23 protein-coding genes, 2 tRNA genes and 1 pseudogene are annotated in these 25,013 nt (G+C 40.8%); 22 read left to right on the forward strand and 4 right to left on the reverse strand.

Going from position 1 to position 25,013, the window contains the following annotated elements:
* Window positions 1-312, reverse strand: a pseudogene (locus tag D8805_RS08560) (MFS transporter); the annotation flags it as partial.
* A 109-nt stretch (window positions 313-421) separates the two neighbouring features.
* On the reverse strand, window positions 422-1,063 hold the full coding sequence (gene plsY, locus D8805_RS08565; protein ID WP_125416814.1) for a glycerol-3-phosphate 1-O-acyltransferase PlsY: 642 nt from the start codon (window positions 1,061-1,063) through the stop codon (window positions 422-424).
* Between the two features lie 135 nt (window positions 1,064-1,198).
* Between plsY and parE the strand changes: the two genes are divergently transcribed.
* The 20 genes from parE (at window position 1,199) to D8805_RS08670 (ending at window position 21,535) form a co-directional block, all read left to right on the forward strand.
* Window positions 1,199-3,142: a DNA topoisomerase IV subunit B gene (parE, locus tag D8805_RS08570; protein WP_125416816.1), complete on the forward strand. Its 1,944-nt coding sequence runs from the start codon at window positions 1,199-1,201 to the stop codon at window positions 3,140-3,142.
* 3 nt (window positions 3,143-3,145) lie between these two features.
* Entirely contained in the window at window positions 3,146-3,625 is a 480-nt protein-coding gene (locus D8805_RS08575; protein ID WP_125416818.1) for a hypothetical protein, read from the forward strand.
* Window positions 3,626-3,655: 30 nt separating this feature from the next.
* Window positions 3,656-4,918 (forward strand): hypothetical protein, encoded by a 1,263-nt coding sequence (locus D8805_RS08580; RefSeq protein ID WP_125416820.1) that lies wholly within the window; start codon window positions 3,656-3,658, stop codon window positions 4,916-4,918.
* 155 nt (window positions 4,919-5,073) lie between these two features.
* The gene (locus D8805_RS08590; protein ID WP_125416822.1) at window positions 5,074-5,907 is read left to right on the forward strand and encodes an aminoglycoside 6-adenylyltransferase; all 834 of its coding nucleotides are present in this window, start codon (window positions 5,074-5,076) and stop codon (window positions 5,905-5,907) included.
* A complete protein-coding gene (locus D8805_RS08595) occupies window positions 5,888-6,622 on the forward strand; it encodes a CPBP family intramembrane glutamic endopeptidase (RefSeq protein ID WP_125416824.1) in 735 nt (244 codons plus the stop codon). The genes D8805_RS08590 and D8805_RS08595 overlap by 20 nt, the downstream gene beginning before the upstream one ends.
* Before the next feature lie 37 nt (window positions 6,623-6,659).
* Complete coding sequence (gene parC / locus D8805_RS08600) at window positions 6,660-9,140, forward strand: DNA topoisomerase IV subunit A (protein WP_125416826.1); 2,481 nt, start codon at window positions 6,660-6,662, stop codon at window positions 9,138-9,140.
* A gap of 115 nt (window positions 9,141-9,255) precedes the next feature.
* Entirely contained in the window at window positions 9,256-10,293 is a 1,038-nt protein-coding gene (locus D8805_RS08605; protein WP_312023351.1) for a branched-chain amino acid aminotransferase, read from the forward strand.
* A gap of 111 nt (window positions 10,294-10,404) precedes the next feature.
* Complete coding sequence (locus D8805_RS08610) at window positions 10,405-10,635, forward strand: DUF2969 domain-containing protein (protein WP_000037107.1); 231 nt, start codon at window positions 10,405-10,407, stop codon at window positions 10,633-10,635.
* 49 nt (window positions 10,636-10,684) lie between these two features.
* Window positions 10,685-10,765, forward strand: a tRNA-Tyr gene (locus D8805_RS08615).
* A 9-nt stretch (window positions 10,766-10,774) separates the two neighbouring features.
* Window positions 10,775-10,846: transfer RNA gene (locus D8805_RS08620), tRNA-Gln, on the forward strand.
* A 163-nt stretch (window positions 10,847-11,009) separates the two neighbouring features.
* On the forward strand, window positions 11,010-12,212 hold the full coding sequence (gene rpsA / locus D8805_RS08625; RefSeq protein WP_001001617.1) for a 30S ribosomal protein S1: 1,203 nt from the start codon (window positions 11,010-11,012) through the stop codon (window positions 12,210-12,212).
* Between the two features lie 82 nt (window positions 12,213-12,294).
* Window positions 12,295-12,792, forward strand: coding sequence for a GAF domain-containing protein (locus tag D8805_RS08630; protein ID WP_125416830.1), 498 nt, complete (start codon window positions 12,295-12,297; stop codon window positions 12,790-12,792).
* Window positions 12,792-14,450: a DNA polymerase III subunit gamma/tau gene (dnaX, locus tag D8805_RS08635; RefSeq protein WP_125416832.1), complete on the forward strand. Its 1,659-nt coding sequence runs from the start codon at window positions 12,792-12,794 to the stop codon at window positions 14,448-14,450. The genes D8805_RS08630 and dnaX overlap by 1 nt, the downstream gene beginning before the upstream one ends.
* 27 nt (window positions 14,451-14,477) lie before the next feature.
* Window positions 14,478-14,672, forward strand: a complete 195-nt coding sequence (locus D8805_RS08640; protein ID WP_000198269.1) for a DUF3272 family protein — start codon at window positions 14,478-14,480, stop codon at window positions 14,670-14,672.
* Between the two features lie 150 nt (window positions 14,673-14,822).
* Complete coding sequence (gene sufC / locus D8805_RS08645; RefSeq protein ID WP_000114489.1) at window positions 14,823-15,593, forward strand: Fe-S cluster assembly ATPase SufC; 771 nt, start codon at window positions 14,823-14,825, stop codon at window positions 15,591-15,593.
* Window positions 15,594-15,620: 27 nt separating this feature from the next.
* A complete protein-coding gene (gene sufD / locus D8805_RS08650; protein ID WP_125416834.1) occupies window positions 15,621-16,883 on the forward strand; it encodes a Fe-S cluster assembly protein SufD in 1,263 nt (420 codons plus the stop codon).
* A gap of 10 nt (window positions 16,884-16,893) precedes the next feature.
* The gene (locus D8805_RS08655; RefSeq protein ID WP_125416836.1) at window positions 16,894-18,120 is read left to right on the forward strand and encodes a cysteine desulfurase; all 1,227 of its coding nucleotides are present in this window, start codon (window positions 16,894-16,896) and stop codon (window positions 18,118-18,120) included.
* Window positions 18,107-18,547 (forward strand): Fe-S cluster assembly sulfur transfer protein SufU, encoded by a 441-nt coding sequence (gene sufU / locus D8805_RS08660; RefSeq protein ID WP_001218489.1) that lies wholly within the window; start codon window positions 18,107-18,109, stop codon window positions 18,545-18,547. The genes D8805_RS08655 and sufU overlap by 14 nt, the downstream gene beginning before the upstream one ends.
* 53 nt (window positions 18,548-18,600) lie before the next feature.
* On the forward strand, window positions 18,601-20,013 hold the full coding sequence (sufB, locus tag D8805_RS08665) for a Fe-S cluster assembly protein SufB (RefSeq protein ID WP_125416837.1): 1,413 nt from the start codon (window positions 18,601-18,603) through the stop codon (window positions 20,011-20,013).
* Between the two features lie 124 nt (window positions 20,014-20,137).
* Window positions 20,138-21,535 (forward strand): APC family permease, encoded by a 1,398-nt coding sequence (locus tag D8805_RS08670; protein WP_125416839.1) that lies wholly within the window; start codon window positions 20,138-20,140, stop codon window positions 21,533-21,535.
* Window positions 21,536-21,557: 22 nt separating this feature from the next.
* Here D8805_RS08670 and D8805_RS08675 read toward each other — a convergent pair whose 3' ends face one another.
* A complete protein-coding gene (locus D8805_RS08675; protein ID WP_000619968.1) occupies window positions 21,558-22,406 on the reverse strand; it encodes a YitT family protein in 849 nt (282 codons plus the stop codon).
* 143 nt (window positions 22,407-22,549) lie between these two features.
* On the opposite strand from D8805_RS08675, the gene D8805_RS08680 reads away from it, so the two are divergent.
* On the forward strand, window positions 22,550-23,386 hold the full coding sequence (locus D8805_RS08680) for a DegV family protein (RefSeq protein ID WP_125416841.1): 837 nt from the start codon (window positions 22,550-22,552) through the stop codon (window positions 23,384-23,386).
* A gap of 107 nt (window positions 23,387-23,493) precedes the next feature.
* Window positions 23,494-23,769 carry an HU family DNA-binding protein gene (locus D8805_RS08685; protein WP_001284636.1) on the forward strand — a complete coding sequence of 92 codons (276 nt, stop codon included), beginning with the start codon at window positions 23,494-23,496 and terminating at the stop codon, window positions 23,767-23,769.
* A 129-nt stretch (window positions 23,770-23,898) separates the two neighbouring features.
* On the opposite strand, the gene D8805_RS08690 is transcribed toward D8805_RS08685, so the two are convergent.
* Window positions 23,899-24,885, reverse strand: a complete 987-nt coding sequence (locus D8805_RS08690; RefSeq protein ID WP_000204720.1) for an L-lactate dehydrogenase — start codon at window positions 24,883-24,885, stop codon at window positions 23,899-23,901.
* Window positions 24,886-25,013 lie beyond the last annotated feature (128 nt).

A 25,013-nucleotide genomic window follows, 5' to 3' on the forward strand; every position in this document is an offset into this window, starting at 1 on the left:
CGAAGAATCCATAAGAAAATAAAAAGCATAGAATAAAAGAAAGGTAAAAATTCTAAAGATGAAATTATATATCAAAATTTTCTTGTGTGGGTATCTATCTACTAGATTACCAATGGGAACTAAGAAAATCAAACTGACTAAAGGATAAATAATCATATTAATCCCAAAACTCATTGCAGATTTTGTTTGATCCAGTAGCATCAAACCTAAAGCAAAATTGAAAGATTTCCCGCTCAAAGAGCCAATGAAATTGCTAATAAAATCTTTTATAATTTGCTTATTTGAGATACGGTCACTAATTATATTTTTCATTTTTATTTCCACCATGAAAATTATTGCTTAGAAAATTTATCTATTAAAATTCCACACTAGGATATTAGTGTAATTGAATATCTTTAAACGCCAGTTTTAAACTGGCGTTTTATTTTTTAGGATTTTGATGAGTTAGGTTCAATCCCCAAGGGACAAGATTTTCAGTTTTATTTTTGATGCGTGTGATATTATCCTTGTGACGAATGATAATCAAGCTAGCAAGTGCTAGGATAATCAGGATGAAGAGAGGGTCGTAGCTGCTCAGGATAAATCCAAATAGTGGAAATAGGAGAACTCCAATTACAGCAGCAATAGAAGCAACAACGCTAGACAGGGAAATCATACTACCTAGATAGAGGCTTCCAAAGAATACAACTGCTAGATAGAGACAAAAAAAAGGCGCAAATCCGAAAATCACTCCAGCACTGGTTGCGACAGCCTTGCCACCTTTAAAGCCAGCAAAAATAGGGAAGGTATGTCCAATGACAGCCAAAAGTCCAAAAACAAGAGGTGATACACCTTGTAGGTGGAAAAGAATTGGAAGGAGAGTGGCCAAGGTTCCTTTAAAGAAGTCAATCACAAAGGTTGCCATACCTGCTTTCTTACCTAAAATTCGGAAAGTATTGGTTGTTCCGGTGTTTCCAGAACCATGTTCACGCAGATTTATTTGAAAGAAAATTTGTCCAATCCAAAGACCAGATGGAATTGAACCTAGCAGATAAGCTAAAATTAATAATACAAATGTCATCATAGACCTATTATACCATGAAATGGTATAGAAAGTCAGAGAATATCCTGTGAAATTGTGACGGCTGAAAGGGAAAAGCTTTGCAAAATCCCTAGAAAACCTGTAAAATAGAAAAGATGAACAAATAGGAGGTTCCTTGTGTCAAAAAAGGAAATCAATATTAATAACTACAATGATGACGCCATTCAGGTGCTAGAAGGGTTGGATGCGGTCCGTAAACGTCCAGGGATGTATATTGGATCGACCGACGGTGCGGGTCTCCATCACCTAGTCTGGGAAATCGTCGACAATGCAGTCGATGAAGCCTTGTCTGGATTTGGTGACCGCATTGATGTGACCATCAATAAAGACGGGAGTTTGACGGTTCAAGACCACGGTCGTGGGATGCCGACTGGGATGCACGCCATGGGAATTCCAACCGTTGAGGTTATCTTTACCATTCTCCACGCTGGAGGAAAATTCGGTCAAGGTGGCTATAAGACATCTGGAGGTCTCCACGGGGTGGGTTCTTCCGTTGTTAATGCCCTTTCTAGTTGGCTAGAAGTTGAAATTACTCGTGACGGTACAGTCTACAAGCAACGTTTTGAAAATGGCGGAAAACCTGTCACGACCTTGAAGAAAATTGGTACAGCACCCAAGTCTAAGACAGGTACCAAAGTCACTTTCATGCCTGACGCGACGATTTTTTCTACGACAGACTTTAAGTACAATACCATTTCAGAACGTCTCAATGAGTCAGCCTTTCTCTTAAAAAATGTCACCTTGTCTTTGACAGACAAACGAACAGATGAAGCGATTGAGTTCCACTATGAGAACGGAGTTCAGGACTTTGTTTCCTATCTGAACGAAGACAAGGAAACCTTGACGCCAGTCCTATACTTTGAAGGCGAAGACAATGGTTTCCAAGTGGAAGTTGCCCTCCAGTACAATGATGGATTCTCAGATAACATTCTATCCTTTGTCAATAACGTTCGTACTAAGGACGGTGGAACGCATGAGACAGGACTTAAGTCAGCCATTACTAAGGTCATGAACGATTATGCGCGTAAGACGGGACTTCTCAAGGAAAAAGATAAAAATCTTGAAGGGTCAGATTACCGTGAAGGACTAGCAGCTGTTCTTTCTATTCTGGTTCCTGAAGAACACCTCCAGTTTGAGGGTCAGACCAAGGACAAACTTGGAAGCCCACTAGCTCGTCCAGTTGTGGATGGGATTGTGGCTGATAAGTTGACCTTCTTCCTTATGGAAAATGGGGAACTGGCTTCCAATCTTATTCGCAAAGCTATCAAGGCGCGTGATGCCCGTGAAGCAGCACGTAAAGCGCGTGATGAGAGTCGCAATGGCAAGAAAAACAAAAAAGATAAGGGATTGCTTTCTGGTAAATTAACGCCAGCCCAGTCTAAAAATCCAGCTAAGAATGAACTCTACCTAGTCGAGGGGGACTCTGCCGGTGGCTCTGCCAAACAAGGTCGTGACCGCAAGTTTCAGGCTATTTTGCCTCTTCGTGGTAAGGTGATCAATACAGCCAAGGCCAAGATGGCAGATATTCTCAAAAATGAAGAAATCAATACCATGATTTATACCATCGGTGCAGGTGTCGGAGCAGACTTTTCTATTGAGGATGCTAACTATGACAAGATCATTATTATGACCGATGCGGATACTGACGGTGCTCATATCCAAACTCTTCTTTTAACATTCTTCTACCGCTACATGCGTCCGCTAGTTGAGGCAGGACATGTCTACATCGCCCTTCCGCCTCTTTACAAGATGTCTAAAGGAAAAGGCAAGAAAGAAGAAGTGGCCTATGCTTGGACGGACGGAGAGCTAGAAGAACTCCGTAATCAGTTCGGTAAAGGCGCAACACTCCAACGATATAAAGGTCTTGGTGAGATGAATGCGGACCAGCTCTGGGAAACAACCATGAATCCAGAAACGCGTACCCTTATCCGTGTTACAATCGAAGACCTAGCACGCGCCGAACGCCGTGTCAATGTCCTCATGGGTGACAAGGTTGAACCACGCCGCAAGTGGATTGAGGACAATGTCAAGTTTACGCTGGAAGAGAGTGGGGCGTTCTGAATAATGCAAAATAAACAAGTTATGATAAATGAATTGAAAGAAATAGCAACAAAATATAGACAAGCTATTGAAAAAGCAATTCAGGCGGGAGAAATTGATCATAACCTAATAAACTTTCCTGTAGGATGTTGTAGCTATGTAAGTGACTACCTTCAGAGGTATTTATATGAAAAAGGAATTGAATCATTATATGTTTCTGGTGAATATGGTTCTGGATGGGAAGGAGATTCTCATGCTTGGTTAGTTGCCTACGAAGATATAATAGTTGATATTACAGGTGATCAGTATCAAGATAACAAAGGGGAACTCTTTTATGATATTCCGGTGTATGTTGGCGAAGAGGATGAGTTTCATAAATTATTTAAATACAATGGCCCACCTATTTCATATACTGAGCCAGAAATAAATGATTCTCTTAGTAGTCGTTTCAAAGAAAAGAATAACAAAAATTACAATATAATTTTGAAATACATTCAAAATTAAAGTCTTGGACTGTGAAAAAGGAGAACTCTTATGAAAGAATCAGATGTTCTGACTAGGCTTGGATTGAAAGATAAGGACGAATTGGTCTCTTTATTAGAAAATAGTGGGTTAAATGAAAGATTGTCTAGACTTACTTTTATTGATAGAGAAACACATTCTATTAAGTTAGAATTTTGTGAATCAGGATGTTACTTTAAAATAGAAGTGGACTATACAAAGGAAGTGTCGGAAATTAAAGAAGAGGCTTCTGATTACTTTAGACGAGGGTGGTCATGTGTTTTGAAAGGGTCCAGAAAAACAGGAAAAGAAGCTCCCGAAAATAAAAAAACACCAGAGAACTATCCGAAAGAAATTGGAATTAATCATTTTAATATTGGTCATATTTTGGGACGTGGTTTCCATGAATTCATTTATGGGTATCAGTGCTTAACTCCCGATTTCAAGCAAAAAGGGATTTGGAAAGATGAAGCCATTAACGATAAAGAAAAAAATTTGATTACTCAGTTTGCTAGTGCAAACCATCAGACTAAGGGAGCTCCAAGATATAGCCAAGCTTATTTTGAAGATGAAGTTGAAAAGTTTTTCAAGGATACTGAAAGTGGAGAGGTTTTCTATGAAGTAAAGGCGATTTATAAAAAGTCAGAAGATTCAATAGACAAATATCCTATTGGAACGGAAATTTATTATACAACTTTAAAACCTAATGAAAATGATCAAGCTATAGGAAAACATGTATTTATTCCGAATTGTGATATTGATTTTGATTTATCAGTTATGGGCGACTATCGGGAATATAACAGCTATCGAGAGTTTTATAAAAATGGATATAACGGAGAATATCGAAAATATTTTAAGAATAGTAATGATTCAACCGAACTACTTGGTGAAGAGCATTATTTTGCTTTAGTACTTCAAGAAAAAGTGCTTGGGATTTATAAAACTTCTAATAAGGCAAAAGATAAGATAGGAAACCAATCTATTCCTGAAATTAAGTTTGGAACAATTATTAGCGAGGGTGAACTTATTCATTCTTTTACTACAGAAGAGGAGAAAGGGATTATCCTTTTTACAAAAGAACAGATAAATACGCTGGAAAATTCTTTGAAAGGTAGTCAATATACTGAACGAACAGGAAGAAACAAGTATTTTAGACCTTTTATTAGTGAGGGAAAAATTTATCTGAAATATCATGGAGAAGATGGGAGTGCTTCTGTAACTCATGGCTGTACCGGTGGAGATATCAAGGGATATAACTCGTTAAGAGACGCTATGATTGCAATGGGATGGCTATAAATCTAATGCTTCCTCATTCCTAGGATTATTTTCCAAAATATTTCGTCTTATATAATCCTAGGGATTTGATAATGAAAAAGTTCTAGCAGACAGTCCGCTTTATAGACATATCCTTTACAGAATCAAGAGTTTTCACTAAAAAGGCAGGTATTCCCATGAGAACTGAACCCGAGATGTTTGATGTGATTTTGCAAACCGCAAAAGTGCTACAGGTCGATGCAGTCGCCATGTCCGGCTCGCGGACAAACCCAAAGTCTTCCAAGGACGAGTTCCAAGACTATGATGTAGTCTATGTCGTGGACGATTTAGATAATCTGACGAGAGACCTTTCTTGGTTGAACCAGTTTGGCAAACGCTTGATTGAACAGTATAATGTACTGGGACACCGTCGCCTGTATCTCATGCTCTTTGACGATGGCAATCGGATTGATTTGACCCTCTGCCCCAAAGAGCACATTCAGGAGTGGGTGGATAGTGAAGCAGGATTCACCGTTTTAGAAGATAAGAAGGGTTTATTTGAACCTTATTCCCCAAGTCTTCGACGCTTTTGGACAAGTCTAGCTAGTCAGACAGATTTTGAAAAAGCCTGCAATGAATTTTGGTGGGTGTCAGCTTACGTAGTCAAGGGAATCTGTCGCAAGCAACTACTCTATGCCACTGACCATCTCTACGGGATTTGTCAGCAAGAATTCTTGAAGGTCTTGGCTTGGCAAGTTGCAGCTGATAAGGGGACGATTGATATTGGCAAGAACTACAAGTATCTCTTTAACTATTTACCTGCTGAGAAAGAGAAGGAATTCTCAAATCTGCTTGATTTCTCCAGTTTAGAAAAAATCACTCAGTCTTTATTTGCTACCATGGAACTTTTCCACCAAGAAGCTCAATCCCTTGCTAACAAGATGAGCTTTGACTATGATAAGGAAGTGGGTGAGAAGATGATTCAGTATGCTAAGGAGGGACTCGAAACAAATGAAACATTTACAAAATAATAAGATAACAAAATTTTTACTGATTAGTTTTCTCATTTCTTGGGGATTTGGTTGGGGATTGCTCGCTTTTCTGACGCAAATGAGCCTCTTAAGTCTAACAAGTCCACTAGGAGTTTTTCTCCATTTACTAGGAGGTTTCGGTCCAACAATTGCAGCCATTTCTTGTTTGCCTCAAAAATCCATGAAAAGCGTAGTCTCTTTTATCTTGGGGGACTCAAAGAAATATATTTTGTTATTTCTTTTACTAATTTTCGTACAGACAGGTGTCATTGCTTTCTCATCTAAGGAGCTTAATCCGGCTTTTCCACTAGGAAATTTGTTTGTTGTTTTTTTGAGTGCAGTCTGTGTTTATGGTGGCGAAGAAGAATTGGGATGGCGAGGCATCTTGCAACCAACTTTGGAAACTAGATTCTCCTTTTGGATTTCCGGTTTGATAACAGGTTGTATTTGGGCAATATGGCATGTACCTTTATGGTTTGTGATTGGAAGTTCCCAAAGTAGGATGCCTTTTATATTATTCAGTCTATTTGCAATTTATCTCAGTATTCTTCTAGCAGCTGTTTTCAAAAAGACTAAGTCGATCCTTTATTGCGCTATTTTTCACGGCCTAATTAATACCCTACTTAGCTTATTTGTTATTAAAATTAATCTTTTATTCATTCTAGGATTAGTAGGATTGCTCTTCTTTTCTCACTACCTACAAAGAAACAGTTAAATTTACTTTACAATAAAACACTAAAAAGAGAATTATTATGTCTAACATTCAAAACATGTCCCTTGAGGACATCATGGGAGAGCGCTTTGGTCGCTACTCCAAGTACATCATTCAAGACCGGGCTTTGCCAGACATTCGGGATGGATTGAAGCCGGTTCAGCGTCGTATTCTTTATTCGATGAATAAAGATGGCAATACTTTTGACAAGAGCTACCGTAAGTCGGCTAAGTCAGTCGGTAACATCATGGGGAATTTTCACCCACACGGTGACAGTTCTATCTATGATGCCATGGTTCGTATGTCTCAGGATTGGAAAAACCGTGAGATTCTAGTTGAAATGCATGGTAATAACGGTTCCATGGATGGTGATCCGCCTGCGGCGATGCGTTATACTGAGGCGCGCTTGTCTGAGATTGCTGGTTATCTTCTTCAGGATATCGAGAAAAAGACAGTTCCTTTTGCTTGGAACTTTGACGATACCGAGAAAGAGCCGACGGTTTTGCCAGCAGCCTTTCCCAACCTCTTAGTCAATGGTTCGACTGGGATTTCGGCTGGATATGCTACGGATATTCCACCGCATAATTTGGCTGAGGTTATCGATGCGACAGTTTACATGATTGACCATCCGACTGCCAAGGTTGATAAACTCATGGAATTCTTGCCTGGACCAGATTTTCCTACAGGAGCTATCATCCAAGGGCGTGACGAAATCAAGAAGGCCTATGAAACTGGGAAAGGGCGCGTGGTCGTTCGCTCTAAGACTGATATTGAAAAGCTAAAAGGTGGTAAGGAACAAATCGTTATCACTGAGATTCCTTATGAAATCAATAAAGCCAATCTCGTCAAGAAAATCGATGATGTTCGTGTCAATAACAAGGTGGCTGGTATTGCTGAGGTTCGTGATGAGTCTGACCGTGACGGTCTTCGTATCGCTATTGAGCTCAAGAAAGACGCGAATACCGAGCTCGTACTCAACTATCTCTTCAAATACACCGACTTGCAAATCAATTACAACTTTAACATGGTGGCGATTGACAATTTCACGCCTCGTCAGATCGGAATTGTCCCAATCCTGTCTAGCTACATTGCCCACCGTCGTGAAGTGATTTTGGCGCGTTCCCACTTTGACAAGGAAAAGGCTGAGAAACGTCTGCATATCGTTGAAGGTTTGATTCGCGTGATTTCGATTTTGGATGAAGTCATTGCCCTTATCCGTGCTTCTGAGAATAAGGCTGATGCCAAGGAAAACCTCAAGGTTAGCTATGATTTTACAGAAGAGCAGGCTGAGGCCATCGTTACCTTGCAACTTTACCGTTTAACCAATACAGACGTGGTTGTCTTGCAGGAAGAAGAAGCAGAACTTCGTGAGAAGATTGCTATGCTTGCTGCTATCATTGGTGACGAACGGACTATGTACAATCTCATGAAGAAAGAGCTTCGTGAGGTCAAGAAGAAATTTGCGACTCCGCGTTTGAGTACTTTAGAAGACACTGCGAAAGTAATCGAAATTGACACAGCTAGTTTGATTGCTGAGGAAGATACCTATGTCAGCGTGACCAAGGCAGGTTATATCAAACGCACTAGCCCACGTTCCTTTGCGGCATCCACTCTGGAAGAAATTGGCAAGCGTGATGATGATCGTTTGATCTTTGTACAAACTGCCAAGACAACCCAGCACCTCTTGATGTTCACGACTCTCGGAAATGTCATTTATCGACCAATCCATGAATTGGCAGACATTCGCTGGAAGGACATCGGAGAGCACTTGAGCCAAACGATTACCAACTTTGAAACCAATGAAGAAGTGCTCTATGTTGAAGTTGTGGATCAGTTTGAGGATGCGACAACCTACTTTGCAGCAACTCGCCTTGGTCAAATCAAACGCGTAGAACGCAAAGAATTCTCTCCATGGCGGACCTACAAGTCGAAGTCTGTCAAGTATGCTAAGCTCAAAGACGAGACAGACCAAATTGTAGCAGTGGCTCCGATTAAACTAGATGATGTTCTTTTGATTAGTCAAAACGGTTATGCCCTTCGTTTCAATATCGAAGAGGTTCCCGTTGTTGGTGCCAAGGCTGCAGGTGTCAAGGCTATGAACCTGAAAGCAGATGATGCACTTCAGGCAGCCTTCATCTGTAACACCTCATCCTTCTACCTCTTGACCCAACGTGGAAGCTTGAAACGCGTTTCCATTGAGGAAATTCCGGCGACCAGCCGTGCCAAACGAGGCCTACAAGTCTTGCGTGAGTTGAAAAACAAACCGCACCGTGTCTTCTTGGCTGGAGCAGTTGCAGAGCAAGGTTTCGTTGGTGATCTTTTTAGTACAGAAGTAGAAGAAAACGACCAAACTCTGCTTGTCCAATCTAACAAGGGAACAATCTATGAGAGTCGATTGCAAGACCTCAACTTGTCAGAACGTACTAGCAATGGAAGCTTTATCTCAGATACCATTTCAGATGAAGAAGTTTTTGATGCTTACCTCAAAGAAGTCTATAAAGAAGGTAAAGACAATCCATAAAAAGAATCAGTCCAGAGGGCTGATTTCTTTTTGTTGAGAAAATTTTCAGAAAATTACAAATAATACTTGAAATTTTACTAGAAAAGTGTAGAATAGAACACATAGTTTGAATAGTATAAAGGAGAAACACATGACAGTTGCAATTGATTGGGAAAATCTTGGATTTTCTTATATGAAATTACCTTATCGTTATATCGCTCATTATAAAAATGGTCAATGGGATCAAGGAGAATTGACAGAGGATGCAACCTTGCATATTTCAGAGTCTTCTCCAAGTCTCCACTATGGACAGCAAGCGTTTGAAGGTTTGAAAGCCTATCGTACCAAGGACGGCAGTATTCAATTGTTCCGTCCTGACGAAAATGCCAAGCGTTTGCAACGTACTTGCGACCGTCTTTTGATGCCACAAGTTCCGACAGAAATGTTTGTAGAAGCTTGTAAAGCAGTTGTGCGTGCAAATGAAGAATATGTCCCACCATATGGAACAGGTGGAACCCTTTATCTTCGTCCACTTTTGATTGGTGTTGGAGATATCATCGGGGTTAAACCAGCAGAAGAGTATATTTTTACTATCTTTGCTATGCCAGTTGGTAACTACTTTAAAGGTGGATTGGTTCCAACGAATTTCTTGATTCAGGATGAATACGACCGTGCAGCCCCGCATGGTACAGGAGCTGCCAAAGTAGGTGGTAACTACGCTGCCAGTCTCCTTCCAGGTAAAATGGCAAAATCACGTAATTTTTCAGATGTTATCTACCTAGATCCAGCTACCCACACCAAGATTGAGGAAGTCGGATCAGCCAACTTCTTTGGAATTACAGCAGACAACGAATTTGTAACGCCATTAAGTCCATCGATCTTGCCATCTATTACCAAGTACTCATTACTTTACTTGGCTGAACACCGCTTGGGCTTGACACCGATCGAAGGTGATGTTCCGATTGACAATTTGGATCGTTTTGTAGAGGCAGGTGCCTGTGGAACAGCAGCGGTTATTTCGCCAATTGGAGGCATCCAACATGGCGATGATTTCCATGTTTTCTATAGTGAAACAGAAGTAGGTCCTGTTACACGGAAACTCTATGACGAATTGACTGGTATCCAATTCGGTGATATTGAAGCACCGGAGGGATGGATTGTCAAAGTGGACTAAAAGACATGAAGTAAAGAAGAACTCCATAGCAGTTGTAACGCTGAAATGGAGTTTTTTCTTGCTAGTTTGAGCATTTTCTTGTACAATAGAAAAAGTGAAGAGAGGTAAAGTATGAGTAAAAAAGATAAGAAAATTGAAATCCAATTAACTGATGCAAAAGTGACTGTTGGAAAAGACAGTTATGAAGGTTACGTTTTGACAATCGGGAAAAAGGTCATTGGTGAAATTGCCGAATTAGATAGTCAATTTGCCATCATAAAGAATGGAAATGTCGATAGTTTTTATAAAAAACTTGAAAAAGCTGTGGAAATTTTGATTGAAAACTATAATTTAACAAAATAATGCTTGTTTTTTTGAAAATTTCATGATATAATAGTTTTCGTTAAGCATTGGAGAGATAGCGAAGAGGCTAAACGCGGCGGACTGTAAATCCGCTCCTTCGGGTTCGGGGGTTCGAATCCCTCTCTCTCCATCTCATCATTGGGGTATAGCCAAGCGGTAAGGCAAGGGACTTTGACTCCCTCATGCGTTGGTTCGAATCCAGCTACCCCAGTTCTTAGGTAATAAATTCAAGATAAAAAGAAAAATATCTTAGGGTATTTTATTTTTATATTGAAAGACGTGAACAATACGAACATGTTCTTGCGGGTGCTTAGGAAAAAAATTATAAGTATGTCAAGTTTTGGAAAAGACTTGATTGTTGGAGGATTTTTTAGATGAATGAATTTGAAGATTTGCTAAATAGCGTTAGCCAAGTTGAGCCTGGTGATGTTGTTAGTGCTGAAGTATTGACAGTTGATGCGACTCAAGCTAACGTTGCAATCTCTGGAACTGGTGTTGAAGGTGTCTTGACTCTTCGCGAATTGACAAACGATCGCGATGCAGATATCAATGACTTTGTGAAAGTAGGAGAAGTATTGGATGTTCTTGTACTTCGTCAAGTAGTTGGTAAAGATACTGATACAGTTACATACCTTGTATCTAAAAAACGCCTTGAAGCTCGCAAAGCATGGGACAAACTTGTAGGACGCGAAGAAGAAGTTGTTACTGTTAAAGGAACTCGTGCCGTTAAAGGTGGACTTTCAGTAGAATTTGAAGGTGTTCGTGGATTCATCCCAGCTTCAATGTTGGATACTCGTTTCGTACGTAACACTGAGCGTTTCGTAGGTCAAGAATTTGATGCTAAAATCAAAGAAGTTGATCCTAAAGAAAACCGCTTCATCCTTTCACGTCGTGAAGTTGTTGAAGCAGCAACTGCAGCAGCTCGTGCTGAAGTATTCGGTAAATTGGCTGTTGGTGATGTCGTAACTGGTAAAGTTGCTCGTATCACTAGCTTTGGTGCTTTCATCGACCTTGGTGGTGTTGATGGATTGGTTCACTTGACTGAATTGTCACATGAACGTAACGTATCACCTAAATCAGTTGTAACTGTTGGTGAAGAAATCGAAGTGAAGATCCTTGATCTTAACGAAGAAGAAGGACGTGTGTCACTTTCACTTAAAGCAACAACACCTGGACCATGGGATGGCGTTGAGCAAAAATTGGCTAAAGGTGATGTAGTAGAAGGAACAGTTAAACGTTTGACTGACTTCGGTGCATTTGTTGAAGTGTTGCCAGGTATCGATGGACTTGTTCACGTATCACAAATTTCACACAAACGTATCGAAAATCCAAAAGAAGCTCTTACTGTTGGTCAAGAAGTTACTGTTAAAGTCCTTGATGTTAACGCTGACGCAGAACGCGTATCACTTTCTATCAAAGCTCTTGAAGAACGTCCAGCTCAAGAAGAAGGACAAAAAGAAGAAAAACGCGCTGCTCGTCCACGTCGTCCAAAACGTCAAGAAAAACGTGATTTCGAACTTCCAGAAACACAAACAGGATTCTCAATGGCTGACTTGTTCGGTGATATCGAACTTTAATCAAATTGATAATCACAAAATCCTTTGTTTAAAACAAGGGATTTTTCTTTTGTCTCTTTCTCATTTTTGATATAATAGTTCTATGTTAGATTCAGAAAAACAATCACAATATCAATTGTTAAACGAGGAACTCTCTTATTTACTAGAGGGTGAGAGCAACGTTCTTGCCAATCTTTCGAATGCTAGTGCCCTCCTAAAATCTCGCTTTCCGAATACTGTATTTGCAGGTTTTTATCTGTTTGATGGTAGCGAGTTGGTTTTAGGGCCTTTTCAGGGTGGTGTTTCTTGCATTCGCATCCCACTTGGAAAAGGTGTGTGTGGAGAAGCTGCTGAGTTTCAAGAGACTGTTTTAGTAGGGGACGTGAGCACCTATCCAAACTACATTTCTTGCGATAGTAAGGCCAAGAGTGAAATCGTAGTTCCCATGCTCAAGAATGGTCGATTGCTAGGTGTCTTAGACTTGGACTCTTCTCTTATTGAGGATTATAATGCCATTGACCGCGATTACTTGGAACAATTTGTCGCTATTTTGCTTGAGAAGACAGAATGGGACTTTACGATGTTTGAGGAGAAAGCCTAATGTATCAAGCACTTTATCGAAAATATAGAAGCCAAACTTTTTCACAACTGGTAGGTCAAGAGGTTGTGGCTAAAACCCTAAAACAAGCAGTCGAGCAGGAAAAGATTAGTCATGCTTATCTTTTCTCAGGTCCTCGTGGAACTGGGAAGACCAGTGTAGCCAAGATTTTTGCCAAGGCTATGAACTGTCCGAACCAAGTGGATGGAGAACCATGTAATAACTGCTATATCTGTCAGGCTGTGACAGAAGGTAGCCTAGAAGATGTTATCGAAATGGATGCGGCTTCGAATAACGGAGTTGATGAAATCCGTGAAATTCGTGATAAATCTACCTATGCACCTAGTTTGGCACGTTATAAGGTCTACATTATCGACGAGGTTCATATGCTGTCTACTGGAGCTTTTAATGCGCTTTTGAAGACTCTAGAAGAACCAACTCAAAATGTCGTCTTTATCTTGGCGACCACCGAATTGCACAAGATTCCAGCAACCATTTTATCACGTGTTCAACGTTTTGAGTTTAAATCCATTAAAACGCAAGATATTAAGGAACATATTCATCATATTTTAGAAAAAGAAAATATCAGTTCTGAGCCAGATGCTGTAGAAATCATTGCCAGACGATCTGAAGGTGGAATGCGGGATGCCTTGTCTATTCTGGATCAAGCCTTGAGTTTGATGCAAGGGAATGCTTTAACGACAGCTATTTCTGAGGAGATTACAGGCACTATTAGTCTATCAGCTCTAGATGACTATGTAGCCGCCTTGTCTCAGCAGGATGTTTCAAAAGCGCTTGATTCTTTGAATCTTTTGTTTGAAAATGGCAAGAGCATGACTCGTTTTGTGACGGATCTCTTGCAGTACTTGCGTGATCTACTAGTTGTTCAGACAGGTGGCGAAAATACTCATCATAGTCCAGTTTTTATGGACAATCTAGCTCTTTCCCAAGAAAGTCTCTTTGAAATGATTCGTCTAGCGACAGTGAGTTTAGCAGATATGAAGGCCAGCTTGCAACCCAAGATTTACGCTGAGATGATGACCATTCGTTTAGCTGAGATTAAGCCTGAACCAGTGCTTTCAGAAGCTGTCGAAAGTGAAATTTCTGCACTGAGACAGGAAGTCGCTCGTCTCAAACAAGAACTTGCCAATGTGGGCACAGCTCCTAAACAAGTGGCGCCAGTCCCTAGCCGTCCAGCCACTTCCAAGACAGTCTATCGAGTAGACCGTAATAAGGTTCAGGCTATCCTACAAGAAGCTGTTGAAAATCCTGAATTGGCACGGCAAAACTTGATTCGCCTACAGAATGCGTGGGGAGAAGTGATTGAGAGTTTAGCTGGACCTGATAAGGCTCTGCTTGTTGGTTCTCAACCGGTCGCAGCCAACGAACACCATGCTATTTTAGCTTTTGAGTCTAATTTCAATGCAGGCCAAACCATGAAACGGGATAACCTCAATACCATGTTTGGCAATATTCTTAGCCAAGCGGCTGGATTTTCACCTGAAATCCTGGCAATTTCCCTAGAGGAATGGAAAGAGGTTCGAGCAGCCTTTTCCGCTAAAAACAAGTCTTCTCAAGCAGATCAAGAGATAGAAGAAGAGAGTCTGATTCCGGAAGGATTTGAATTTTTGGCTGATAAAGTCATGGTCGAAGAAGACTAAAAGTGGATTTCATGGTACAATAATCCTATGACTAGACAACAATTTATCGTGATAGCACTATTTACTGCTGCTGAGACTTATTTTTTCAATGAAGCATGGATGACGGGTCGCTATTTCATGGCAGCCTTTTGGGCCATTCTACTTTTTCGAAATTTTAGGTTAAGTTATGTAATGGGGAAAATAGTAGATGCCATTGATCAGCACCTAAACCGCAAGGATTAGCCCTCAGCTTCTAGACAAAATCAAAGCCTTTTAGGCTTTTTTTTGTTATACTAGTAGAGTATATTTATTGACCTTTTGTCCTATTTTTTAGGGATTGTAAGCAATTTCCTAAAGTATTGAGCAAAATGTTTGAAAAAGAAAGGAACTATCATGTCAGTATTAGAGATCAAAGATCTTCACGTTGAGATTGAAGGAAAAGAAATTTTGAAAGGGGTCAATCTGACTCTGAAAACAGGAGAAATCGCAGCTATCATGGGACCAAATGGTACTGGTAAATCGACTCTTTCAGCCGCTATCATGGGGAACCCTAACTATGAAGTTACCAAAGGTGAAGTCTTGTTTGATGGCGTAAACATCCTTGAATTGGAAGTGGACGAGCGTGCGCGTATGGGACTTTTCCTTGCTATGCAATACCCATCTGAAATTCCTGGAATTACCAACGCTGAGTTTCTTCGTGCAGCCATGAATGCTGGTAAAGAAGATGATGAAAAGATTTCAGTTCGTGAATTCATCACTAAACTAGACGAGAAGATGGAATTGCTCAACATGAAAGAAGAAATGGCTGAGCGCTACCTCAACGAAGGTTTCTCTGGTGGTGAGAAAAAACGGAATGAAATTCTTCAACTCTTGATGTTGGAACCAACTTTTGCCCTTTTGGACGAGATTGACTCAGGTCTTGATATTGATGCTCTTAAAGTCGTATCGAAAGGTGTGAATGCTATGCGTGGCGAAGGTTTTGGTGCTATGATTATCACTCACTACCAACGTCTTTTGAACTACATCACACCAGACGTGGTACACGTGATGATGGAAGGTCGTGTTGTCCTTTCTGGTGGTCCAGAATTGGCTGCTCGTTTGGAACGTGAAGGATACGCAAAACTAGCTGAAGAACTTGGCTACGACTACAAGGAAGAATTGTAATTCCCTCGTATCTTTTAGGAGAAGTAAATGACTAAAGAAACTATTAAACTTTTTTCAGAAATGCATGCTGAACCAAGCTGGTTGGCTGACCTCCGTCAAAAAGCTTTTGATAAGATTGAGAGTTTGGAATTGCCAGTTATTGAGCGTGTGAAATTTCACCGTTGGAATCTAGGTGATGGAACGATTACGGAAAGTGAACCTTCAGCAAATGTTCCTGACTTCACGGCTTTAGATAACCACTTGAAGTTGGTGCAAGTAGGAACGCAAACTGTTTTTGAGCAAACTCCAGTTGAGTTAGCTGAACAGGGGGTTGTCTTTACAGACTTCCACTCAGCTTTAGAAGAAATTCCAGAGCTTATCGAGGAATTCTTTATGTCATCTGTTAAGTATGATGATGACAAGTTAGCAGCCTACCATACAGCTTACTTTAACAGTGGTGCTGTTCTCTACATTCCTGATAATGTTGAGATTACAGAACCAATTGAAGGTATTTTCTACCAAGACAGCGATAGCGATGTGCCATTTAACAAGCATATCCTTATCATTGCTGGTAAAAACAGCAAGATTAGTTATCTTGAACGTCTAGAGTCAAGAGGTGGAGGTAGTGCAAAAGCAACTGCCAATATCACAGTTGAAGTGATTGCTCGTTCTGGTGCGCAAGTGAAGTTTGCGGCTATTGACCGTCTAGGTGAAAATGTCACTGCCTACATTAGCCGTCGTGGTAAACTAGGCAACGATGCAAGCATTGACTGGGCAATCGGTGTTATGAATGAAGGAAACGTCGTTGCGGACTTTGATAGCGATTTGATTGGTAACGGTAGCCATGCTGACCTTAAAGTCGTAGCTCTTTCAAGTGGTCGTCAGGTGCAAGGGATTGATACCCGTGTAACCAACTATGGTTGCAACTCTATCGGAAATATCCTCCAACATGGGGTTATTCTTGAAAAAGCAACTTTGACTTTCAACGGTATTGGCCACATTATCAAGGGTGCTAAGGGAGCAGATGCGCAACAAGAGAGTCGTGTTCTTATGCTTTCAGACCAAGCACGTTCAGATGCCAACCCAATTCTTTTGATTGATGAAAATGACGTAACTGCAGGTCACGCGGCTTCTATCGGTCAGGTGGATCCAGAAGATATGTACTACCTCATGAGCCGTGGCTTGGATAAGGCGACTGCAGAACGCTTGGTTGTTCGTGGTTTCCTTGGATCTGTTATCGTTGAGATTCCAGTCAAGGAAGTTCGTGATGAAATGATTGCAACGATCGAAGAAAAATTGTCAAAACGCTAAGGGGAAGCCTATGTTAGATGTAGAAGCGATTCGCAAGGATTTTCCAATTTTAGACCAGATTGTTAATGATGAACCTCTGGTCTATCTGGACAATGCTGCGACGACACAAAAACCACTAGCAGTTTTGGAAACAATCAACCGCTACTATAAGCAGGACAATGCCAATGTTCATCGTGGGGTTCATACCTTGGCTGAGCGAGCAACAGCATCCTATGAAGCTGCTCGTGAAACCATTCGTAAGTTTATCAATGCAGACTCTACAAAGGAAGTACTCTTTACTAGAGGAACGACAACCAGTCTTAACTGGGTGGCACGCTTTGCTGAGGAAGTTTTGACTGAGGGAGATCAGGTCTTGATTTCTATCATGGAACACCATTCCAATATCATTCCTTGGCAGGAAGCCTGCCGTAAGACTGGAGCAGAGCTTGTCTATGTTTATCTCAAGGACGGTGCCTTGGATATGGATGACTTGCGAGCTAAATTGACTGATAAGGTTAAATTTGTCTCCCTAGCTCATGCCTCAAATGTTCTTGGAGTAGTCAATCCGATCGAGGAAATCACGCAAATGGCACATAAAGTTGGAGCTATCATGGTGGTGGATGGAGCTCAATCTACGCCTCATATGAAGATTGATGTCCAGGACTTGGATGTGGACTTCTTCGCCTTTTCAGGTCACAAGATGGCTGGTCCTACAGGCATCGGTGTGCTTTATGGTAAAGAAAAGTATCTGGAACAAATGTCACCTCTTGAATTTGGTGGTGAGATGATTGATTTCGTCTATGAGCAAACTGCCAGTTGGAAGGAATTGCCTTGGAAATTTGAGGCTGGGACTCCCAATATGGCAGGTGCTATCGGACTTGCTGCAGCAGTTGATTATCTGGAAAAGATTGGTATGGATGCCATTGAAGCCCATGAACAAGAACTGATTGCATACGTCTATCCAAAATTGCAGGCCATTGAAGGATTGACCATTTATGGTTCGCAGGACTTGGCTCAACGTTCAGGTGTCATTGCCTTTAACCTAGGCGATCTTCATCCCCATGACCTAGCTACAGCACTGGATTATGAAGGGGTAGCAGTTCGTGCGGGTCACCACTGCGCCCAACCTTTGCTCCAGTATTTGGACGTCCCAGCAACTGCTCGTGCAAGTTTTTATATCTACAATACCAAGGCAGATTGCGACAAACTAGTCGATGCCTTACAAAAGACAAAGGAGTTTTTCAATGGCACTTTCTAAACTAGATAGCCTTTATATGGCAGTGGTAGCGGACCATTCGAAAAATCCACATCACCAAGGGAAGTTAGAAGACGCTGAGCAAATCAGTCTCAACAATCCAACCTGTGGGGATGTCATCAATCTCTCTGTCAAGTTTGATGCAGAGAATCGTTTGGAAGATATCGCTTTTCTAAACTCGGGTTGTACTATCTCAACTGCCTCTGCTAGTATGATGACAGATGCCGTTTTAGGGAAGACCAAGCAAGAAATTCTAGAACTTGCAACCATCTTTTCTGAAATGGTTCAAGGTCAAAAGGATTACCGTCAAGACCAACTTGGAGACGCGGCATTCTTATCAGGTGTTGCCAAATTCCCGCAACGGATTAAGTGTGCAACTCTAGCTTGGAACGCTCTTAAGAAGACAATTGAAAATCAAGATAACAGATAAGACAAGTTTCTTTTGTCTTATAAATCATTAGAAATGAAGAAAGAAAGGATATTATGGCTGAAGAAAGAGTAGAACCAAAACCAATTGACCTTGGTGAATATAAATTTGGTTTCCATGATGATGTAGAGCCTGTCCTATCGACAGGAAAAGGACTCAACGAAGGTGTTATTCGTGAATTATCTGCTGCCAAGGGGGAACCTGAGTGGATGTTAGAATTTCGTTTGAAGTCTTATGAAACCTTCAAAAAAATGCCCATGCAAACATGGGGAGCAGATTTGTCAGAGATTGACTTTGATGACTTAATCTACTACCAAAAACCATCTGATAAACCTGCTCGTTCTTGGGATGAAGTTCCTGAAAAAATCAAAGAAACCTTTGAACGTATCGGGATTCCAGAAGCTGAGCGTGCCCATCTAGCTGGAGCTTCTGCCCAGTATGAGTCAGAAGTAGTTTACCATAACATGAAGGAAGAATTTGAGAAGTTAGGTATCATCTTTACAGATACAGATTCTGCCCTCAAGGAATACCCAGACTTGTTCAAACAATATTTTGCGAAGTTGGTACCGCCGACTGATAACAAGTTGGCAGCCCTCAACTCGGCAGTGTGGTCTGGTGGAACCTTTATCTACGTACCAAAAGGGGTCAAGGTAGATATTCCGCTTCAAACTTACTTCCGTATCAACAACGAAAATACAGGTCAGTTCGAGCGTACCTTGATTATCGTTGATGAGGGAGCAAGCGTCCACTACGTAGAAGGATGTACAGCACCAACATATTCAAGCAATAGCTTGCACGCTGCCATTGTAGAAATCTTTGCTTTGGATGGAGCTTACATGCGCTATACAACCATCCAAAACTGGTCTGATAATGTCTATAACTTGGTAACAAAACGTGCCAAAGCTTTGAAAGATGCGACTGTTGAGTGGATTGATGGTAACTTGGGTGCCAAAACAACCATGAAATACCCATCTGTTTACCTAGATGGAGAAGGGGCCCGTGGTACCATGCTTTCGATCGCCTTTGCTAATGCTGGTCAACACCAAGATACGGGTGCCAAGATGATCCACAACGCTCCACATACAAGCTCGTCTATCGTGTCTAAATCCATCGCTAAAGGCGGAGGAAAGGTGGACTACCGTGGACAAGTAACCTTTAACAAGAACTCTAAGAAATCTGTTTCTCATATCGAGTGTGATACCATTATCATGGATGACTTGTCAGCATCAGATACTATTCCGTTTAATGAAATTCACAACTCACAAGTTGCTTTGGAGCACGAAGCCAAAGTATCTAAGATTTCAGAGGAACAACTCTACTACCTCATGAGCCGTGGTTTGTCAGAATCTGAGGCAACTGAGATGATCGTTATGGGATTTGTAGAGCCCTTCACAAAAGAACTTCCAATGGAATATGCAGTTGAGCTGAACCGCTTGATTAGCTATGAAATGGAAGGTTCAGTCGGATAAGAATATGCAAAATCTGAACAGGAACTCTTTCTGTTCAGATTTTTTTCAAAAAGGACCTAATAAATATTCACAAAAATGCTTTTATATGGTAAAATAAAACAATTACATTTAGTGGAGATGAAGTATGAATATTTTTAGAACCAAGGATGTCAGTCTGAGACAGACAGAGATGCGTCGCCATTTGAAATTGTGGGATTTGATTCTATTGGGAATCGGTGCCATGGTAGGAACTGGGATTTTTACCATTACAGGAACTGCAGCAGCAACACTTGCCGGTCCATCACTAGTGGTTTCCATCGTGATTTCTGCCCTGTGTGTTTCTCTATCAGCTCTCTTTTTTGCAGAATTTGCCTCTCGTGTACCTGCAACTGGGGGTGCTTATAGTTATCTCTATGCGATTTTGGGAGAATTGCCAGCCTGGATTGCTGGCTGGTTGACCATCATGGAATTCATGACGGCTGTTTCAGGTGTGGCGTCTGGCTGGGCAGCTTACTTTAAGGGCTTACTCAGTGATTATGGTATTTCCATGCCCCAAGCCTTGAATGGAACCTTTAATCCTGAACAGGGAACCTATATCGATCTTCTACCTATTCTAGTACTTACCTTGGTAACGGGATTGGTTTTATTAAATTCCAAGGCAGCCTTACGCTTTAATTCGCTTCTAGTAATCTTGAAATTTTCTGCTCTAGCCTTATTTATCCTAGTTGGTATTTGGTACATCAAGCCTGAAAATTGGTCAAATTTTGCTCCCTTTGGCTTTGGCCAGATTTATGGAGGAAGCACTGGGATTATGGCAGGTGCATCTTTGATGTTCTTTGGATTTCTCGGATTTGAGTCTATTTCCATGGCAGTTGATGAAATCCAAAGCCCTCAAAAAAATATTCCTCGCGGAATTGTACTTTCTCTGACAATCGTCACTATTCTCTATGCCTTGGTAACCTTAGTATTAACAGGGATTGTTCACTACAGTAAGCTCAATGTGGACGATGCAGTAGCATTTTCATTACGGAGTATTGGTATCGGTTGGGCAGCCAACTATGTTTCGCTTGTAGCCATTCTCACCCTGATAACCGTATGTATTTCCATGACCTACGCTCTGTCTCGGATGATTTATAGCTTAGCACGTGATGGACTTTTACCTCAAAGCTTCAAACAATTAAGCAAGACCAGTCGCGTTCCTAAAAATGCGACCATCTTAACAGGAGTTGCTTCAGCCATTGCAGCAGGAGTCTTTCCGCTAGCCAGTATCGCTGCCTTTTTAAATATCTGTACGCTAGCTTATCTCATTTTGCTTGCCTACGGTATTATCAAGCTCAGAAAGGATAAGGGCATGCCAAAAGAAGGAGAATTCAAAACTCCCTTGGTGCCACTTTTGCCAATCCTTTCCATTCTTATCTGTCTTTCCTTTATGCTTCAGTATACCAAGGAAACATGGATTGCCTTTGGACTTGCTTTGTTGGTTGGACTAGTGATTTACTTTACTTATGGCTATCGTCACTCTACGCTTTCTGAAGAAGAATAAAAGCTGGGAATTCCCAGCTTTTTTAATCTTTTACATAAGTAAATCCTTCCCCCAGAATTTCATGAGCCTCTGTGATGGTGATAAAGGCTTGAGGATCGACTTGGTGAATCACATCCTTCATTTTAACGATTTCATTTCGACCGACGATACAGTAGATAATTTTTAAATCCTTTTTGCTGTAGTAACCTTGACCAGATATAAAGGTTACGCCGCGTCCGAGTTCATCGTTAATTTTTTCGGCTAACCGATCTGGAAATTGAGTTATAATCATAAATCCTTTACCAGCATAACCTCCTTCACCGATCAGGTCGATAACACGAGCGATGATAAAGTCAAATAAGAGGGTATAAGTCACTAGGCGCAAATCTTGGAAGATAATCAAAATCAACATTAGAATAATGAAATCAAGCGAGAAAAGCAATTTTCCAATTGAAATATTGGTGTATTTGTTGAGGATGCGAGCAACAATATCTGATCCACCTGTTGTACCACCAGCATTAAAGATAATTCCTAAACCAACTCCCAGTAAAACACCAGAAACTAAAGAGACAATAATGAGATCACCTTGCAAGTCAAATTGTAAAGGAATTCGTTCAAAGACAGCAAGCCAGATCGAGAGGGAAATGGTTCCCAAAAGGCTGGAGTAGAGAGTTTTCGGACCAAATATCTTCCAAGCGAGGATAAAGAGAGGGATGTTAATCAAGAGATTCATCACTGAGACAGGAATTTTAAAGAGATAGAAGGTAATCAATGTGATACCAGTTGCTCCGCCTTCAAACAAATGATGAGGAACTACAAAATAGGTAAGACCAAAGGCATAAATAGCTGCCCCAAGTATGATAGTGACAATAGGCTGAACTTTTCGGATCATGATTCTCCCTCGCTTTTCTATAGATAGATTATACCAAAATTCCAAGCTTTTTCATTGGATTCATTATGATTTTTTAACAATTTTTTGATATAATAAAAGTGATAAATCCCTATCTTATTGAGAAGAATAGAAAGATTGAAGATATGACACAAGTAAAAATTGTAACGGATTCCTCTGTTACTATTGAACCAGAAGTGGTTAAAGAATTAAATATCACCATTGTTCCTTTATCAGTGATGATTGATGGTATCCTTTATTCTGATGCAGATTTGAAAGAGGGGGAATTCCTTCATCTCATGCAACAAAGTAAAAACCTACCCAAAACCAGTCAGCCTCCAGTGGGAGTATTTGCTGAAGTTTTTGAAGAGCTAGGTAAAGATGGTAGCCAGATTCTCGCTATTCACATGTCCCATGCACTATCTGGTACTGTTGAAGCTGCTCGCCAAGGAGCAAGCCTCTCTAGCGCTGATGTGACCGTTATTGATAGTTCTTTTACAGATCAGGCGATGAAGTTTCAAGTTGTTGAAGCTGCTAAACTTGCTCAAGAAGGAAAAGATTTAGAAACTATCTTGGCACGTGTGGAAGATGTGAAAAATCATACTGAACTCTATATCGGCGTTTCAACATTAGAAAACCTGGTTAAGGGTGGACGTATCGGACGTGTGACAGGTTTGCTCAGTTCTCTGTTGAATATTCGTGTCGTCATGCAAATGAAGGAGCATGAACTGCGACCAATCGTAAAAGGGCGCGGTGCTAAGACATTTAAAAAATGGCTTGACGAGTTGGCCGAGACCCTTTCTCATAAATCGGTTGCAGAAATTGGAATTTCCTACGCTGGTACTAATGAATGGGCCAATGAGATGAAAAGTGTTTTACAAACTTATGTTGAAAAACCAATCTCAGTACTGGAAACAGGTTCCATCATTCAAACCCATACAGGTGAAAATGCGTGGGCTATCTTAGTTCGATATCATTCCTAAAAAAATAGAGAAAAATCGTTAGAAATAGCGTTTTTGACTTGACCTGTGGGCAATTTTAGGATATGATTATATTTGTTAATTAGAAATTATTTGGAGGAATTATTAACATGGCAAACAAACAAGATTTGATCGCTAAAGTAGCAGAAGCTACAGAATTGACTAAGAAAGATTCAGCAGCAGCAGTTGACGCTGTATTTGCAGCGGTAACTGAATACCTTGCAGCTGGTGAAAAAGTTCAATTGATCGGTTTTGGTAACTTTGAAGTTCGTGAGCGTGCTGCACGTAAAGGTCGCAACCCACAAACTGGTAAAGAAATCAAAATCGCAGCTTCTAAAGTTCCAGCATTCAAAGCTGGTAAAGCTCTTAAAGACGCTGTTAAATAATGAATTTAGAAAAAGCCTGTCATATCAAGTATTTGAGCTTGTGAGACAGGCTTTTTGTTTTGGAAAATATGATTTTATCGTTCTGTGCAAAAAGAAAAAGGCTCCCATGAAATGAGAACCTTCTTTTAATTAGTTTTTAGAAGCTGCTTGGAATTCAGGATTTTTCCATGCTTCATCAATGATTGCTTGCAATTCTTTAGCAGATGCTTGCATTTTTTGAGTTTCCGCGTCGTTCAATGGGATGTTTACTGGACGAACGATACCATGTGCACCAACAACTGCTGGTTGACCGATAAAGACGTTTTCAACTCCGTATTGACCTTCTTGGAAGACTGAAAGTGGAAGTACTGCATTTTCGTCATCAAGGATTGCTTTTGTGATACGAGCAAGCGCTACGGCGATACCATAGTATGTAGCTCCTTTTTTGTTGATGATTGTGTAAGCAGCATCACGAACACCTTCGAACAATTCAATCAATTCAGCTTCTTGAACGTTTTGAGTGTCTTTAAGGAATTCTTCAAGGTTTACACCAGCGATGTTGGCGTGTGACCAAACCGCAAATTCAGAATCTCCGTGTTCACCCATGATGTAGGCGTGAACTGAACGAGCATCAACGTCCAATTTTTCAGCAAGTGCTTGACGGAAACGAGCTGAGTCAAGTGAAGTACCTGAACCGATAACGCGTTCTTTAGGGAATCCAGAGAATTTCCAAGTTGAGTAAGTCAAAACGTCAACTGGGTTAGCCGCAACAAGGAAGATACCATCAAAACCTGATTCAACAACTTGTGTTACGATTGATTTGTTGATAGCCAAGTTTTTACCTACAAGGTCAAGGCGAGTTTCACCTGGTTTTTGAGGAGCACCTGCAGTGATAACAACAAGGTCAGCGTCTGCACAGTCAGAGTATTGAGCAGCGTAGATTTTTTTAGGTGAAGTGAAGGCAAGGGCGTGGCTAAGGTCAAGCGCATCACCAACAGCTTTTTCGTGTAATTGTGGAATTTCGATAATTCCAAGCTCTTGTGCAATTCCTTGGTTAACAAGTGCGAAAGCGTAAGATGAACCCACGGCACCGTCACCAACAAGGATCACTTTTTTGTGTTGTTTAGTTGAAGTCATTATCTAAACATCTCCTTCATTTTTTTTAGGGGAATCCCCAGACACTTTCATTCTATCACTTTTAAAAAGCTTTGTCACGAATATTCTATTCGGTTATTGATGTAAACGTTTTAGTAGTTTCAGAAGCC

The organism is Streptococcus oralis subsp. dentisani (assembly GCF_003944205.1).
Lineage (GTDB): Bacteria > Bacillota > Bacilli > Lactobacillales > Streptococcaceae > Streptococcus > Streptococcus oralis_BH.

Excerpts from the sequence above, each read along its gene's own strand:
- sufB (WP_125416837.1), top strand. The coding sequence starts at position 18,601 with ATGGCTGAAGAAAGAGTAGAACCAAAACCAATTGACCTTGGTGAATAT.
- plsY (WP_125416814.1), bottom strand. The coding sequence starts at position 1,063 with ATGATGACATTTGTATTATTAATTTTAGCTTATCTGCTAGGTTCAATT.
- D8805_RS08685 (WP_001284636.1), top strand. The coding sequence starts at position 23,494 with ATGGCAAACAAACAAGATTTGATCGCTAAAGTAGCAGAAGCTACAGAA.
- D8805_RS08630 (WP_125416830.1), top strand. The coding sequence starts at position 12,295 with ATGTTAGATTCAGAAAAACAATCACAATATCAATTGTTAAACGAGGAA.
- D8805_RS08675 (WP_000619968.1), bottom strand. The coding sequence starts at position 22,406 with ATGATCCGAAAAGTTCAGCCTATTGTCACTATCATACTTGGGGCAGCT.
- dnaX (WP_125416832.1), top strand. The coding sequence starts at position 12,792 with ATGTATCAAGCACTTTATCGAAAATATAGAAGCCAAACTTTTTCACAA.
- D8805_RS08575 (WP_125416818.1), top strand. The coding sequence starts at position 3,146 with ATGCAAAATAAACAAGTTATGATAAATGAATTGAAAGAAATAGCAACA.
- D8805_RS08580 (WP_125416820.1), top strand. The coding sequence starts at position 3,656 with ATGAAAGAATCAGATGTTCTGACTAGGCTTGGATTGAAAGATAAGGAC.
- sufC (WP_000114489.1), top strand. The coding sequence starts at position 14,823 with ATGTCAGTATTAGAGATCAAAGATCTTCACGTTGAGATTGAAGGAAAA.
- D8805_RS08595 (WP_125416824.1), top strand. The coding sequence starts at position 5,888 with ATGAAACATTTACAAAATAATAAGATAACAAAATTTTTACTGATTAGT.
- D8805_RS08640 (WP_000198269.1), top strand. The coding sequence starts at position 14,478 with ATGACTAGACAACAATTTATCGTGATAGCACTATTTACTGCTGCTGAG.
- D8805_RS08680 (WP_125416841.1), top strand. The coding sequence starts at position 22,550 with ATGACACAAGTAAAAATTGTAACGGATTCCTCTGTTACTATTGAACCA.
- D8805_RS08610 (WP_000037107.1), top strand. The coding sequence starts at position 10,405 with ATGAGTAAAAAAGATAAGAAAATTGAAATCCAATTAACTGATGCAAAA.
- D8805_RS08690 (WP_000204720.1), bottom strand. The coding sequence starts at position 24,885 with ATGACTTCAACTAAACAACACAAAAAAGTGATCCTTGTTGGTGACGGT.
- D8805_RS08655 (WP_125416836.1), top strand. The coding sequence starts at position 16,894 with ATGTTAGATGTAGAAGCGATTCGCAAGGATTTTCCAATTTTAGACCAG.
- sufU (WP_001218489.1), top strand. The coding sequence starts at position 18,107 with ATGGCACTTTCTAAACTAGATAGCCTTTATATGGCAGTGGTAGCGGAC.
- D8805_RS08670 (WP_125416839.1), top strand. The coding sequence starts at position 20,138 with ATGAATATTTTTAGAACCAAGGATGTCAGTCTGAGACAGACAGAGATG.
- D8805_RS08590 (WP_125416822.1), top strand. The coding sequence starts at position 5,074 with ATGAGAACTGAACCCGAGATGTTTGATGTGATTTTGCAAACCGCAAAA.
- parC (WP_125416826.1), top strand. The coding sequence starts at position 6,660 with ATGTCTAACATTCAAAACATGTCCCTTGAGGACATCATGGGAGAGCGC.
- rpsA (WP_001001617.1), top strand. The coding sequence starts at position 11,010 with ATGAATGAATTTGAAGATTTGCTAAATAGCGTTAGCCAAGTTGAGCCT.
- sufD (WP_125416834.1), top strand. The coding sequence starts at position 15,621 with ATGACTAAAGAAACTATTAAACTTTTTTCAGAAATGCATGCTGAACCA.